The organism is Paludisphaera borealis, from assembly GCF_001956985.1.
In the GTDB taxonomy this organism is placed as follows: domain Bacteria; phylum Planctomycetota; class Planctomycetia; order Isosphaerales; family Isosphaeraceae; genus Paludisphaera; species Paludisphaera borealis.
In genome coordinates this window covers 3,854,511-3,868,692 of sequence record NZ_CP019082.1, presented here as the reverse complement: position 1 = coordinate 3,868,692, position 14,182 = coordinate 3,854,511, and the positions used below count along the sequence as shown (strand labels likewise).

Here is a 14,182-nt window from a genome sequence, read left to right as displayed (position 1 = left end):
GGCCGCGCGGCTGTCGCTCAGCAAGGAGAACGCCGTGGGCATCGAGGTGCGGAATCTTTCCAAGAAGTACGGCTCGTTCCAGGCCGTGAACGACGTCTCGTTCGAGGTGGCCGGCGGTCAGCTCGTCGCGCTCTTGGGCCCGTCGGGATCGGGCAAGAGCACCATCCTGCGGACGATCGCCGGGCTGGAATCGGCCGACTCGGGGAGCGTGATGCTCACCGGCGAGGACGCGACGCAGCTTCCGGTGCAGCAGCGCGGGGTCGGGTTCGTGTTCCAGCACTACGCGTTGTTCCGCCATATGACGGTGCGCGACAACATCGGCTTCGGCCTGAAGATCCGCAAGGTGCCCCGGGCCGAGATCAAGTCGCGGGTCGACGAGCTGCTCGACCTGATCCAGCTCGCGGGCTACGCCGGGCGGTACCCGTCGCAGCTTTCCGGCGGCCAGCGCCAGCGCGTGGCGCTCGCCCGGGCGCTCGCGCCGCGGCCCAAGGTGCTGCTGCTCGACGAGCCCTTCGGCGCGCTCGACGCCAAGGTTCGCGACGAGCTGCGGACGTGGCTGCGGAAGCTTCATGACGAGGTCCACGTCACCAGCCTGTTCGTCACGCACGACCAGCGCGAGGCGTTCGAGGTGTCCGACCAGATCGTCGTCCTGGCCGAGGGCCGCGTGCAGCAGATCGGCCCGCCGCAGGTGCTCTACGAGCGGCCGTCGAACCCGTTCGTCGCCAAGTTCCTGGGGACCGTCAACATCCTGCCGCTCCGCCTGCTGAAGCCCGGCAAGGGGGGCGTGGGGCTCGCGGCCTTGCTGGAAGTTCCGCCCAGCGAGCAGGCCGAAGCCTACGTCCGCCCCCACGATCTCGACGTTCACTCCGAGCGCAACGGCAAGCCCTACTGGACCGCCCGCGTCGACCGGATCACCCCGCTCGGCGGCATCTTGAGGCTCGACCTCCAGATCGACGCGGACCACCCGCTCCAGATCGAGCTTCCCTGCGACCAGTCGGTCGAGGTCGGCTTCGCCCGCGGCGACGAGGTCTACGTCACCCCCCGCCATCTCAACATCTACGACCGCACCCACGGCGCCTTCCAGCCCGTCGACGTCAACCGCGCCCTCAACGAAGCCTGGCAAGCCGGCGCGGGGATCTGAGGGGCTGAGCGGCCGACAAGTTTTTCGAGCCCTCGACGACAAGCTCGAAGCGCCAGCGAGTGGATGGTTCAGTTCGACGAGGCTTTGACGGAGACGACCACCGTGTACCGTATCACTCTCGCCGTCGTGTTGCTCGCCGGATTCGTCGCGGTCGGTCCAGCGTCCGCGGACGAGCCGCTGGTCGTCGACCTCTGGCCGGGGAAGGCGCCGGGCGACGTCGGGATCAAGGGGGAGGAAACCAGCCGGATTCATCCATCGCCTCTGGTGGGGCCGACGAAGCTGATCACCAACGTCACCAGGCCGACCCTCACGATTTACCGGCCCCCCGCCGACAAAAACACCGGCACGGCGATGGTGATCTGTCCGGGAGGCGGCTACTGGGATCTTTACTGGGAGCTTGAAGGCGAGGAGGTGGCGGCGTGGCTGAACGCCCAGGGGATCACCGGCGTCATCCTCAAGTACCGTTGCCCACGCCGCCCCGGCGACGTCAAGGGGGAGCCTCCGCTGGGCCCGCGGCTCGACGCCCAGCGGGCCGTCCGGCTGGTCCGGAGTCGCGCCCGCGAGTGGGGCGTCGACCCGAACCGGATCGGCGTCGTCGGCTTCTCGGCCGGCGGCCATCTCGCCCTGGCGACCGCCGCCGGCTTCGCCACCCGGCTGTACGAGCCGATCGACGCCGTCGATCAGGTCAGCAGCCGGCCCGATTTCGCCGTCGCGTGCTATTCGGGCTACCTGAAGGTCACCGACAAGGACGAGATCCGGCCGGACCTCAAGATTCCGACGGACATGCCGCCGGTGTTTCTCGCCCACACCTCCGACGACAACGTGGGCTACGGCGGCTCGGTCTCGGAAAACAGCGTGATCATGTACCTGGCATTGAAGCGCGCCGGCGTGCCGACCGAACTTCACGTCTATGCGACCGGCGACCACGATTTCGGCGTCCGCCAGAACGACAAGCTGCCGTCGAGCTGGACGGGGCTCTGCGTCCGCTGGCTGCGCAGCCGGGACCTGCTCGCGCCGGTCCCGGCCAGGTGACTCCATTCCCCTGGTGGACTCGGGGTGACGCCGGGCTGGCGCGCCGGTAAGATGACGGCATGTTGCGGACGGCAAACTGGATCATCCTGATCGCGGCTCTCGCCGGCACGCCGCTTCGGCAGGCGGAAGCCGCCGACGACCTTTGCCGCTCGATGATCGAACAGTTTGAACCGGCCAACCTCGAAACGCCGGACGGCGGGGTGGGCGACGATTCCGGCGTCGGAACCCTTGCCGGGACGCACGCCAGCGTCATCGCCGATCCCTTCTCCTCGGCCGCCCCGTTCATCCCAACGCCCGCTTCGGCTGCTCGGTCTATTACCGTGGGCGAAGCCGAAGCGTTGCGGGAGCGGGTTTGGTGGCCGCCGCACCCGCCGAACGTGCGCCACGCCTGGCTGCAAATCTTCCTGTTTTGAAGTCGCCTCGGAACCGGTTCATCGCCGACGCACCCGCTCGCGGTCCGTGTCGGTCAGGTCGATCCACGTCCCGAGACACCGACTCAGAACAGGAGATTTCCCATGCGATATGTCCGCACCGTCCCGACTTCGCGCGCGTTCACCGTCCCGACTTCGCGCGCGTTCACCCTGATCGAGCTGCTGGTGGTGATCGCCGTCATCGCCGTGCTGATCGCCCTGCTGCTGCCGGCGGTGCAGTCGGCCCGCGAGGCCGCCCGCCGGATGCAGTGCTCGAACAACCTGAAGCAGATCGGGCTGGCGATGCACAGCTACCACGCAACGCATGACGTGTTCCCGCCCGGCTACATCACCGGGACGGAGAGTCCGAATCCGAACAGCCCGGAGACCGGTCCCGGCTGGGGCTGGGGCGCGATGCTCCTCAACAATCTGGAGCAATCCACCGCCTACAACGCGGCGAATTTCAGCCTGCCGATCACCGTCGCGGCGTCGATGACCGTGCGGACGGTGAGCCTGTCCGTGTTCCTCTGCCCGAGTTCCACCACCGACGCCGGGCCGGTGCTCCTGAAGGATGCGACGGGCTCCACGCTCGTCACCGATCTGTCGCCCGGGCAATACGTCGCCTCGGCCGGGCAGCTCGAAGTCGAGGAGTTTCCGGCCAGCAACAACGGCCTCCTCTATCGCAACAGCCGCAACGGCCTTCGCGACGTCACCGACGGGTCGAGCACGACGCTGATGGCCGGCGAGCGGTCGCGCAACGTCGCGGACGCGACCTGGGTGGGGGTGATTCCCTATTCCCGGGTCTGCACCAACCCGAAATGGCCGATCCGGTCGTGCGAGACGGCCAACGTCATGGTGCTCGGGCATACCGGCCCGTCGCCAGACCAGAAGTGGGTGGACGTGCCGAATTACAAAGGGGCCGGGGCGGATGATTTCTGGAGCCTGCATCCGGGCGGCTGCAACTTCCTCTTTTGCGACGCCTCGGTCCGGTTCATCAAGGAATCGGTGAATCCACGGATCTTCAGCTTCCTGTCCACGCGGGCGGGCGGCGAAGTGGTTTCGGCCGATCAATTCTGACGGCGAGGACGATCTTCCCCGGCGTCATGAAAATGAGGGTTCGGGGCGGTCCGGGGCCGGATACGAGCCCGACGCGCCAGCGAGTGCATCATGGTGTGTTGGGGAAATTCACTCGCTGGCGCTTCGGGCTCGTCTTCGGGCATGCCGAACGCGATCCCTTATTCCGTCTTGATCCGGACGTTCCGGAACCGGACGATCGAGCCGTCGTCGTGGTTCTGGAGGCCGATATAGCCGTCGGCGCCGCGCGAGCCCTTGTAGTGGTTGATCACCTCGCCGTTGAGCGAAATCGTGTAGTCCTGGCCTTTGACGGCGATTTCGTAGGAATTCCACTCGCCGGCCGGGTTGGCCTTCGGGGTCTTCTCGGCGGCCTTGAAGCTGTAGACCGCGCCGGTGCGATGTTCGGGGTCGGCGCCTTCGCAGATCTGGATCTCGTAGCCGGTCTTCACCGCGTCCCACGGGTCGGCGGGCGCTTCGGGGAAGCGGACGAAGACGCCCGAGTTGTCGCCCGGCTTGGTTAGCTTGTAGTCGACCCGGAGCGTGTAGTCCTTGAACTTGGAGTCGGCGAACCAGAGCATTCCCATGCCGCCCGAGGTCAGGAGCACCCCTTCCGACTCCTCCTTGATCGCGCCGGGGCCGACCATCTTCCAGCCCTGGGCCAGCGGATCGCCGTGGTGGTACAGGTACGAGAAACCGGGCTCCGCCGCGACCGGCTCACGGTCCTTGTCGGCGGGGTAGGCGAGGACGATCGCGGCGCAGGCGAGAATTCCATGAATCGACATCAATCGGTATCCTTGTGAAACGGGACGGCCCGAGAATCTCCGTTGGACGAGCGGTTGTCGCTTTCCCGGGCGGGCGGCCCTTCGGTACGTTAGAAATTGGAATCGCGCCGACGCGGGTCCGCAAGAGGATTGTCTCCGCGATCGGCTTGCGGACTTCGCAACGGGCCTGAGCGTTACGCGCACGGCCTGTCCTTCCGGACCGCCTCGCGGTAAGCTGGAGCCATATCCGTCGTCAATTCTTGAGTCGAATTTGGATCGTCGGACGGGCCGGCATGAGCACGATCGTCAAGTACCCTCATCTGAGCATCGACGCGGATGGAACGGCGCGGATTGATGGCACGCGATACAAGGTGATCCACCTGGCCGGCGAGCATTATCATTACGGCTGGTCTGCGGAGGAGATCCTGCGTCAGCACCCCGATCTCCGGCCTGAGCAGGTCTACGCCGCGTTGACCTACTTCTACGACCACCACGAATCGATGGTCGGGGCCATGAGCGAGGCGGCGGACGTCGCGCGGCGCGAGGCGGCGAAGCAACCGATCTCCCGCGCCGACCTGATGAAGCGCCGGATGAATCGGGAGCCCTGACGTTGCCGCTGGCTGTCTATATGGATGTCCATGTGCCTATGTCGGTGACGCAGTCGCTGCGGAGGCGAGGGCTGGACGTGCTCACGAGCCAGGAAGACGACACCGCCGCCGTGGACGACCAGACGCTTCTTGCGAGAGCGACGGATTTGGGCCGAGTCCTGTTCTCGCAAGATCAAGATTTCTTGAGTATCGCCGCGGAATGGCAGGCGGCGGGACGCTGGTTTCTCGGTATCGTCTTCGCGCCCCAGCGAGGCGTCAGCCTCGGGGGATTGGCGGCGGATTTGGAATTGCTCCTGACCTGTTGCGACCCTCAGGAATTGGCGAACCGCGTTACCTACCTGCCGCTGAAGTGAGTTTGCAAGACGCCATCGGACTCGCGCGACGTCTTGAACTCGTGAGGGCTTCATGTCGTCGAGGGGGACGGAACGATGCGAATCCTGGTCGTCGGCGCCGGTGCGATCGGCGGGTATTTCGGGGGGCGGCTGCTGGAGGCGGGGCGGGACGTGACGTTCCTCGTTCGGTCGGCCAGGGCGGCGCGGCTGGCGGAGTCGGGGTTGTCGATCCGCAGCGCGTTCGGCGACGTCGACTGGCCCGCGCCGCCGACGATCACGGCGGGCGCGATCGACGAGCCGTTCGACCTCGTGCTCGTCAGTTGCAAATCGTACGACCTGGACGGGGCGATCGCCGACTTCGCGCCGGCGGTCGGGCCGGAGACCGCCGTCGTGCCGCTCCTTAACGGCCTGCGACATCTCGACGTCCTCGACGCTCGGTTCGGCGCGGACCGCGTGCTGGGGGGGCTCTGCCTGATCTCGACGAAGCTCGACGACGCCGGCCGGATCGCCCACCTCAGCGACGTTCACCGGCTGGCGTTCGGGGCCCGCGTCCCGTCCCAGGCGAAACAGGTCGAGGCGATCGCCGAAGCCTTCGCCGGCGCGACGTTCGAATCGCGGGCGAGCGACGACATTTTGCTTGAAATGTGGGAGAAATGGGTCTTCCTGGCCACGCTGGCCGGCGTCACCTGCCTGATGCGGGCGTCGATCGGCGACGTCGTCGCCGCGGAAGGGGCCGACCTGGCCGCGGCGATGCTGGAAGAATGCCGGGCCGTCGCTGACGCCAACGGCCGCCCCCCCCGCCCCTCGGCCTTCGAATCGGCCCGCGCCCGGCTCACCGCGCCGGGCTCGCACCTCACCGCGTCGATGCTGACCGACCTCGAACGCGGCGGCCGGACCGAAGCCGACCACGTCCTCGGCGACCTCCTCCGCCGCCGCCCGGAGGCTCCCGCGCCCGACCATTCGCTGCTCCGCCTCGCCTACACCGCACTCAAGGCTCAGGAAGCCCGCGCCGGGCGCGAGTCGTGGCTGTCCGACGCCTGATCTGACCCTCGCACGGAGCGCACGATGGGAACGTTGAAGGTCGAGCTGACGAAGGAGAAGGAGACCCTCCTGATCACGCTCTTTGCGAAGGCGATGGATAGTCGCGCGGCCGATTCGATCCTGGGCGATCGGTGGGCCGACGAGGCGGTCGGCCGGCTCGATTACGATTTCGCGAAGCTGAAGATCAAGCGCGACGAGACGATCGGGATCGCCATGCGGGCGAAGCACCTCGATCGCTGGACCTCGGAGTTCCTCGTCGAGAACCCGAGGGGGATCGTCCTCAATCTGGGCTGCGGCCTCGACAGCCGGGTCTACCGGCTTGATCCCCCGGCGGCCGTCCGCTGGTTCGACGTCGACTTCCCGGAGGTCGTCGAACTTCGCCGCCGTCTCTATCCCGACCGCGCGGGGGGGCGCCTGATCGGTACGTCGGTGACCGACCCTAACTGGATCGGCGCGCTGCCGTCGGACGGCCCGGCGCTCATCGTCGCCGAGGGGCTCATGCCCTATCTGGAAGAAGACGACCTCAGGCGACTGCTGGAACGGCTCACCACGCACTTCCCGACGGGCGTCCTCGCGTTCGACGGATACAGCCGCCTGGGGCTCCGGTTCATGAAGAACCTCCCCTGCATCCAGGCGACCGGCGCGACCTTCCGCTGGGGGATCGACGACCCCTGTGAGCTTGAGGCGATGATCCCGCGCTTGAAGCTGGTTGAGGAGACGGCGTACTACAACCCATCGGTCGTCGCCCGCATGTCGTGGACCAGTCGACTCCTGATCCGCGTCTGGTCCTGCTTCCCCGCCCTGCGGCGCATCGGCCGGCTACTCCGCTACCGCTTCTAGAGGGCGCGCGGGAAGCGGATTATTCATCTTTCAGGAATTCGTGTGTATGATGGTGCGGTAGAGCGGCGACGCCGCGACGACGGACCGTTCAACACGACCGCCGTCTCCCGCAAGTTCCTTTCAAAGTCGAAGGCAAAAGGGGGGAGCCGGCGCGCCCGCCCGAAGAACGGATCGTCGATCTCGAATCGACGAGACATAAGAAAGAATAGAATTTCGCGATTTGATAATGTGGCGGCATAGCTGGTTGAATCAGGGCCTCCGGGCCGGCTCGCCGGGCTGCGTGGATTCGTTCCCCGACCTCGGCGCGACGGCGGCGACTAAAGAAATCGTGGAAGAGAATCGAACATGACCCCATCGTTGGAGCGGCTCGCCGAACTCGTTCGCCAGGCGGAAGCCAAGACGCGCGCGAAGAAGATCGAGGCCGAGACCCAGCACGCGGCCGACCATTTTCGGGCCGCCGAGCTGAGGTCGCGCCAGGCGCTGGAACGGATGCGCGCGGTGCGGCCGGCGAGTCTCCGGGCGGTCGAACAGGCTGACACCGACGAGCATCTGTTGAAGGATCTGGTGCGGAAGCTGGCCCAGTACAAGTCGTCGCTGGCCTCCGACGCCGACGCCGAGGAGCTGATCGCCACGTCGCAGGCGGAGATCGAGCGCACCCGGCAAGAGGCCAAGGCGAACCTGGAGAAGGCCGGGCGCGAACTTGAGGAGGCGCGCCGCGAGCTGCGGACGGCCCTCGACCAGTACCGCCAACTGCGCCGCGAGCTGGAGCGGCTTCAGCCGGGGCTGGTCGAGCAGTTCGCCGCCGAGGACCGGCTGCTGTGGGACGCCGAGAGCCACTTTCCCGGCGGCCAGCTCCAGCTTTTGGGCCACGAGGTCGACGCCGGGCTCAATGCGTTCGCCAACCTCGTCAAACTTGAGCAGTACGCGCGGCTGAAGGTCTGGATCGGCCGGTTCCGCCACTTCCAGGCCGCGCACGAACGCGACGCCGAGATCACCGAGGAGCTGCAAGCCCTGGGGCACCGGATCTTCCACCAGCTCAAGTGGCTGTCGCGGCAATACGAGCCGGGGTACATCGAAGCGTTCCGTCAGGATTATTCGACCGACTGGGCCGCGTACGTCGCTGAAGCTCAGGAGCAGCTTGTGCAGGCGATGGAAACTCAGCGCCGGGCGCGCGAGCGGAGCCTGGCCAACGGCGGCGAACGGCCGTCGCCGAGCGAGCCGCCGCACGCCGACGGGCCCGTCCCGAACGTCGCGTTCCCCTCCTCGCCGCTCGGCAACGGCGAGAACGGAGACGGCGGCCGGGAGGCGTCCGCCGAAGTTTCGACCGATCCAGCCTGACCTCGGAGCCGCGCCGGCGGCCCGTTGAGAAGGAGGCGTCCGATGGCCCTTGCCAAGCGTGCGATTCCGCGGGTGCTAGGCCAGGTCGTGCTCGCCGCGACGTCCGTGAACAACGCCGTCAGCGACATGATGCGCGACGTCGAGGACGTCGCCCCGGCGATCTTCCCCGCCAACCTCCCCGAGCCTCAACTTCAACTCGTCAACACCATCGCCCTCCTGTTCGCGGGCAGCCTCTCGATCCTGGTCTGCGGCTACGTCTTCGAGAGCGACAATTTCACCGCCCGCGAATCGTCCCAGCCATCTCAACCTCGCGACCTCCGCCGGCGCTAGCGCGGGCTATTTTGGGGATGCAGACGGCAATGGGTGGCTCTGGCAAAATGCCACAGATGCGAGGGCCGCGGCGTCCGCCCTGTGGCGTCGCTCCGCTCCGTCACAGCCACCCAGACGACCTCCGCCGGCGCTAGGCCGGACGTCGCCGATCGCGCCGATTCGTGGCGAATTTGCCGACGCGATGTCACGCGGAACCGACTTTCGGCCATGTCCATCACGGGCGTGTCGTAGAGTGTTGGTGCGTGTCGTCGTGCGTCGACGATCGCCGAGCATCAGGGCGGTGAGGGCGGGCCGAGAATGAACACCCGAGAGATCAGCGACGGTCGGCATGAGTGGCTGGCCGGCGAGATGGAATCCTGGACCGCGCAAGGGCTGCTGACCGGCGACCAGGCGGCGCGGATACTCGGGCTCTACGGGAGCCCCGAAGAGCGTTCGGCGCGCCGGGGGGGCCAGGCGGTCTCGGCGATCACGAGCCTGGCGACGTTGCTCGTCGGCCTGGGCGTGCTGTTGCTGGTCGCCTTCAACTGGATGGTGCTGCCGGCGGCGTTGAAGATCGTGCTCGTCGTCGCGGCGATGCTCGCCTCGCATGCGGGAGGATGGTTCCTCCGGTTCCGGATGGGACGCCGAGCGGCCTCGGACGCGCTGTTCTTCCTGGGCTGCCTCTTCTACGGCGGGGCGATCTGGCAGACCGCGCAGGTCTTCAATATCACCGTCGCCAGCAACACCGGCTTCTGGTGGTGGGCGGTGGGCTCGCTGCCGTTCGCCCTGGCGTCGCGGAGCCTGGCGCTGCACGGCCTGGTCGCGGCGATCCTGGCGACTTATACGGGGCTTTCGACTGTCGGCTGGTTCTTCAGCAGCGGTGGCTCGTCGGAGCGGTTGAGCGACCCGGCCTTCAGCATCCCCTTGCTCGCGCTGCCCGGGTTGATCTGGGCGTACGGGCGCAAGTCGGCCGGGGGCGTTGGGATGTACGTCATGCTGCTGACCTGGTGGGTGCTCGTGCAGCCGACGGCCTGGCGGCTCGACGACGCGCCGATCTTCTGGGTCGGCTCGGTGGGCGCCCTGCTCTTGCTGATCGCCGAGTGCCACCCGGCCCGGAGCCCCCTGGCCATTCCCTATCGCACCTTCGGCGTGCTGCTGACCGGCGGCGTCTTGCTCTTGCTGGGCGTCTACACCTTCAACAGCGACGCCCTCGGCCGCGTCATGCCGACGCCGCTGGTGATCGAGACGGCCGTGGCGGCGGTCGTGGCCGTGGGCCTGGTCGTGCTGGCGGCCGAACTCGAACGCCGACGCGCGACGCTTTCCGGTTCCGGTTACGGTTCCGCGCCGCGCGTGGGCAACGCCTTCCTCGACGAGCGCCGGCGGATTCCGCTGGGGCTCGTCTTGCTGATGGCGGCCATGGGCTTCTGGAACGCGCTGGTCGGCACCCCGCTCGCGCCGACGATCGCGGCCAACGTCGCGATGCTGGCGCTCTCGCTCTGGCTGATGATGGTCGGCCTCCGCGAAGAACGGGGCCGACCGTTCACGGCGGGCGTGCTCTACTTCCTGACCTGGGCGGTCTGCCGCTACGTCGACATGTTCGGCGACTTCGGCGGCATGGTGGGCGCGGCCCTGATGTTCTTCCTCTGCGGCGCGGCGCTCTTCGGCGTGGCCCGGTTCTGGCAACGGCGAAGTCGAAAGGGGAGCGACCATGCTTGACGTTGACGCGAATCCGAAACGACCCGAGCCCGGCCTCTGGCGGCGGCTGGCCGCCCGTGAGCCGGCGCTGGTGGTCGCAGCGGCGGTCTTCCAGCTCGCGATCCTCGGCTGGATGATCGGCGGCATGATGCTCATGTTTCGCGACAGCCGCGTCGTTCTCCTGCAAGTCGTGCCGGTCGATCCGCGCGACCTGATGCGGGGCGACTACGTGATCCTGAGCTACCCGTTCAGCCGGCTGCCTTCCGGCGAGGTCGAGGGCTTGCCGGGCCCGTACACGTCGGACAACCAGCAGGCGTGGCACGGCCGCCCGGTCTTCGTGACGCTCGTCCCCGAAGCCGACGGCTCGCACTATCGCGGCGAGCTCGTCAGCGCGTCCCCCCCGCCGTCGGGGACCGTCTACATCCAGGGGACGCTTCAAAGCGCGTCTCGGATCGACTTCGGAATCGAGTCGTTCTACGTCCAGGAAGGCCAGGGGAAAGCCTACGAGGAGGCGGTGAAGCAGAACCAGTTGTGGGCCGAGGTCGCGCTGACCCCGAACGGCTGGGGCACGGTGCGCGGCCTGCGGATCGAGGGGGACGACCACGCGGGATCGGGCCGATAGCGCGGCGAGGGCATGCGCCGATACAAGCCCGCAGCGCCAGCGAGTGAATGAATTCGACCCGCCGACCGGAAATTCACTCGCTGGCGCTTCGAGCTGCCATGAAAATTCCGGTCCGTGGTCTGCCGTAGGGGCGCCCCTTGTGGGCGCCCGATCGCCGAGCGGGAGCGGTCGGCGTGAAACGAGCCGGGCACCCACAAGGGGTGCCCCTACCGGACCTGGTCGTGACGCCATGCGAAAAGCCCCCCATTTTCATGAGGCCGGGTGTCCCGCCGGCGTCATGATGGTTTGTATTCCGTTTCTCTCCCAGACAGTTGTCCTGGGGCGGGGCCGGTGGTAGGCTCGGACTCGAAGCCTTGACAGAGGTTAGGAGCCTGCCATGGATCAAACCGGATCGCGTCTTGGGGCGAGTGCGGCGAGGACGGTCATCATCCCGATCGCGGGCCTCCTCGGCGGATTGATCGTCGGCGTGGCGTGGTCGGCGATCCGAGGAGCGGCCGACTTCGACGCAGTCTGGATCGTGGTCAAGGGGGCGCTGGTCGGCTCGTTCCTGGGCATGGGGGCGGCGCTGGTCGCGGCGACCGGGACCCGAAGCAGCCTGACGACGATCCGAGGACTGGCCTGGCTGGTCGGGATCGCGGCGATCCTCCTCTTCTTCTGGATCGCGATCCCGTGACCCATGAGCGGAGACGTGGCACGGCCGGTTGTCCGCGCCCATCGTGCCGGCCGGCGTCCGGCGTGTTGATTCGACGCTCGCGTTTTTCGGCGAGAGGCCGCTTGGCGCATACTTAAACTGGTGGATCAGCGGAAGTGGGCTCTTTAACAATGCGGTGTCAGGTGGTTCAGGGACGGGCGGCAGCCGAATCGTCATATCCCAGTTTGGGGTGCCCGACCTCATGAAAATGGGAGTGTCGAGGAGTCACGCGGACGGCCTCCGAATACAAGCCCGAAGCGCAAGCGAGTGCATTGTCTTGCGTTCGCTGACTCGGCCCCCCGGCCGAGGGAATCTCCGATCGGCGGGTCGAATCCATCCACTCGCTGGCGCTTCGAGCTTGTATCGGAGCATGCCCGCGCGGGGCTATTCTCAGATCAAAACCGCGCGAACGGACCCAATCGGGCCTTCAGACCGTCGCGACGTCGGCGGCAGTGCCGAACGTCGCGAGTTTCTGAGCAATCGAAGCCAATTTCGGGGCTGGGGGCGTGTCGCTAAGAAATTTGTGCAAAATCAGTTAAGGCGATTCTGCGGCGTTCGGCCTGGTCGAAAACCGCGCGAACGGACCCAATGCGGCCCGGGTGGGTCGCGAGGCGGTGCGAACGAGGCCGAGCGGGCGAAAACCGCGCGAACGAACCCATTTTCTCGGGACGCTCGGTCGACGTTAACGCGTTCAGGATAAACGGGTTGCGGCGTGGGTTCGGCGGTCGGTTCCACGTCGGCCGGCGCGAACGAAGCCATTTGGGACGAAGGGGCCGGGGAGACGCGGGGGAGCGTCCCGGCGGGGCGTTTTCGGCGCGAACGAAGCCAAATTGCCCGAGGCGGGAAGCGAGCGGGGCCAGCTCGACGGTGAAGTCGGCCGGCCCCGCGGGCGGAACGAATCTGGGAGGAACGGCTCAGCGGCTGACGTGGCCGACGAGCACGTTGTTGATGTAGATGGCCCCGTCCGGGATGTTGGTTCCGGCGGGGAAGGTCGAGTTGAGCACGTAGGCGAGGGTGCCGACCGTCGAGCCGCTCCCCAGCGAGCTGCGGTCGACGACCGCCCCCGCGCCGATCGTGACGTCGTCGCCGATCACCGCCGGCTTGGCGCTCGTGCCGCCCAGGATCACCGCGCCTCGGCCCGCGCTGAATTGCTGGCCGATCGCGAGCGAGCCCCCTTCGGGCGAGTTGATCGTGACGCTGGAGCCGGTCTGGGCGATCGACCCGACCGAGATCGGCTGGCCCTGGTCGGCCCGGATCGAGTTCCGGCGGCCGAGGGCGGCCTGCACGCTCGCGGCCCGCTGGGTGAACCGGGCGCCGCCGGTGACGCGGGACGTGAAGCTGCCCAAGAGCCCCTGGGCCAGGAGCGGCCGGTGGGGCGTCGGGAACTTTGGCCCCGCTCCCGGCGGCAGGTAGGCGGTGGAGGCCGTCGGCGACCCCGGTTGCGAGTTCGCGCCGGTGACGGTCCAGAGGTTGCCGTTGTTCACCCCACTCACCGTGCTCGGCACCCCGGGGCTCGCTCCGGTGGCCGACTGGCCCTGGTAAAGCGTGGCGTAGCCGATGCCCAGCGAGTAGTTGGCGTTCAGGGTCTTGACCAGGTCGGCCTGGTCGGCCGCCGTGACGGGCGTCACCTTGCCAAGCGCCGGGTCCGAAGCTTCGGCGTCGGTCGTGACGTTCGCGCCAGGCAAGACCTTCATCCCCGCGGGGACGGTCACGCCGGGACCCACCCGGGCCAGGGCCGAGACGAACGCGCCGGGGGCGATCGTCGCGCCGTCGATCACCGCGCCGGGGCCGACGTACGTCGGCTTGGTCGCCGCGTTGTAGCCGCCGATCACCGCGGGGCCCGTGACCGTCGCCCCGTAGCTGATCTCGACCTGGCTGCCGATCAGGACCTCGGGCGCGGGACCGCCGTGGAGGTTCGACGGATTGGCGGTGATCGATGCGTTGTCGAGGATCGCCGTGTAGCTGCCGATCTTGACGATACCCGCCTGCGCGTTCAGCTTGGCGTACGGGCCGATGAAGCTGTTCTGGCTGATGATGACCGCGTAACCGTTGGTGACGCATACCGAGGGGTCGATGAACGTCGCCGACTTGGCCGGCGTCCCGTAGGGAAGGACCGGCGTGTTGGGCCGCACCGCCGGCTGCCCCGGCGGGTCGTTCAACAACGATCGCAGCTCGGCCTTCGAGATGTACGTGGGCCAAGTGCCGTTGAGCAACTGGCGGGTTTCCAGGTTGTCGCCGGCCGGCCGAAGACTCATCGAACGGCGGCGGCCGTCTCTCGATCGACTCAT

Annotated in this window: 15 protein-coding genes; 13 read left to right on the top strand and 2 right to left on the bottom strand. The window is 67.5% G+C overall.

Annotated elements, in window-relative coordinates:
* Positions 1 to 34: 34 nt before the first annotated feature.
* The 4 genes from BSF38_RS15045 (at position 35) to BSF38_RS15030 (ending at position 3,660) form a co-directional block, all read left to right on the top strand.
* Positions 35 to 1,141: a sulfate/molybdate ABC transporter ATP-binding protein gene (locus BSF38_RS15045; protein WP_076350927.1), complete on the top strand. Its 1,107-nt coding sequence runs from the start codon at positions 35 to 37 to the stop codon at positions 1,139 to 1,141.
* Between the two features lie 102 nt (positions 1,142 to 1,243).
* Positions 1,244 to 2,173 carry an alpha/beta hydrolase gene (locus BSF38_RS15040; protein WP_168189381.1) on the top strand — a complete coding sequence of 310 codons (930 nt, stop codon included), beginning with the start codon at positions 1,244 to 1,246 and terminating at the stop codon, positions 2,171 to 2,173.
* A 62-nt stretch (positions 2,174 to 2,235) separates the two neighbouring features.
* The gene (locus BSF38_RS15035; protein ID WP_145952144.1) at positions 2,236 to 2,586 is read left to right on the top strand and encodes a hypothetical protein; all 351 of its coding nucleotides are present in this window, start codon (positions 2,236 to 2,238) and stop codon (positions 2,584 to 2,586) included.
* 102 nt (positions 2,587 to 2,688) lie between these two features.
* Positions 2,689 to 3,660 carry a DUF1559 domain-containing protein gene (locus tag BSF38_RS15030; RefSeq protein WP_076346904.1) on the top strand — a complete coding sequence of 324 codons (972 nt, stop codon included), beginning with the start codon at positions 2,689 to 2,691 and terminating at the stop codon, positions 3,658 to 3,660.
* Between the two features lie 158 nt (positions 3,661 to 3,818).
* Here BSF38_RS15030 and BSF38_RS15025 read toward each other — a convergent pair whose 3' ends face one another.
* Complete coding sequence (locus tag BSF38_RS15025) at positions 3,819 to 4,439, bottom strand: 3-keto-disaccharide hydrolase (protein WP_076346902.1); 621 nt, start codon at positions 4,437 to 4,439, stop codon at positions 3,819 to 3,821.
* Positions 4,440 to 4,711: 272 nt separating this feature from the next.
* On the opposite strand from BSF38_RS15025, the gene BSF38_RS15020 reads away from it, so the two are divergent.
* The 9 genes from BSF38_RS15020 to BSF38_RS14980 all read left to right on the top strand — a co-directional run bounded on the left by BSF38_RS15020 (position 4,712) and on the right by BSF38_RS14980 (position 11,876).
* On the top strand, positions 4,712 to 5,026 hold the full coding sequence (locus BSF38_RS15020; RefSeq protein WP_076346900.1) for a DUF433 domain-containing protein: 315 nt from the start codon (positions 4,712 to 4,714) through the stop codon (positions 5,024 to 5,026).
* Between the two features lie 2 nt (positions 5,027 to 5,028).
* Positions 5,029 to 5,379 carry a DUF5615 family PIN-like protein gene (locus BSF38_RS15015; protein WP_076346898.1) on the top strand — a complete coding sequence of 117 codons (351 nt, stop codon included), beginning with the start codon at positions 5,029 to 5,031 and terminating at the stop codon, positions 5,377 to 5,379.
* A 75-nt stretch (positions 5,380 to 5,454) separates the two neighbouring features.
* Positions 5,455 to 6,399, top strand: coding sequence for a 2-dehydropantoate 2-reductase (gene panE / locus BSF38_RS15010; RefSeq protein WP_076346896.1), 945 nt, complete (start codon positions 5,455 to 5,457; stop codon positions 6,397 to 6,399).
* Between the two features lie 24 nt (positions 6,400 to 6,423).
* On the top strand, positions 6,424 to 7,239 hold the full coding sequence (locus BSF38_RS15005; protein ID WP_076346894.1) for a class I SAM-dependent methyltransferase: 816 nt from the start codon (positions 6,424 to 6,426) through the stop codon (positions 7,237 to 7,239).
* 345 nt (positions 7,240 to 7,584) lie between these two features.
* Positions 7,585 to 8,577 carry a hypothetical protein gene (locus tag BSF38_RS15000; protein ID WP_145952143.1) on the top strand — a complete coding sequence of 331 codons (993 nt, stop codon included), beginning with the start codon at positions 7,585 to 7,587 and terminating at the stop codon, positions 8,575 to 8,577.
* Between the two features lie 42 nt (positions 8,578 to 8,619).
* Positions 8,620 to 8,907: a hypothetical protein gene (locus BSF38_RS14995; RefSeq protein WP_076346890.1), complete on the top strand. Its 288-nt coding sequence runs from the start codon at positions 8,620 to 8,622 to the stop codon at positions 8,905 to 8,907.
* A gap of 297 nt (positions 8,908 to 9,204) precedes the next feature.
* The gene (locus BSF38_RS14990) at positions 9,205 to 10,602 is read left to right on the top strand and encodes a DUF2157 domain-containing protein (RefSeq protein WP_076346888.1); all 1,398 of its coding nucleotides are present in this window, start codon (positions 9,205 to 9,207) and stop codon (positions 10,600 to 10,602) included.
* Complete coding sequence (locus BSF38_RS14985; RefSeq protein ID WP_076346886.1) at positions 10,595 to 11,203, top strand: GDYXXLXY domain-containing protein; 609 nt, start codon at positions 10,595 to 10,597, stop codon at positions 11,201 to 11,203. The genes BSF38_RS14990 and BSF38_RS14985 overlap by 8 nt, the downstream gene beginning before the upstream one ends.
* A gap of 376 nt (positions 11,204 to 11,579) precedes the next feature.
* A complete protein-coding gene (locus tag BSF38_RS14980) occupies positions 11,580 to 11,876 on the top strand; it encodes a hypothetical protein (protein ID WP_076346884.1) in 297 nt (98 codons plus the stop codon).
* Between the two features lie 932 nt (positions 11,877 to 12,808).
* Here the strand turns inward: BSF38_RS14980 and BSF38_RS14975 are convergent.
* Entirely contained in the window at positions 12,809 to 14,182 is a 1,374-nt protein-coding gene (locus BSF38_RS14975; protein ID WP_145952142.1) for an LbetaH domain-containing protein, read from the bottom strand.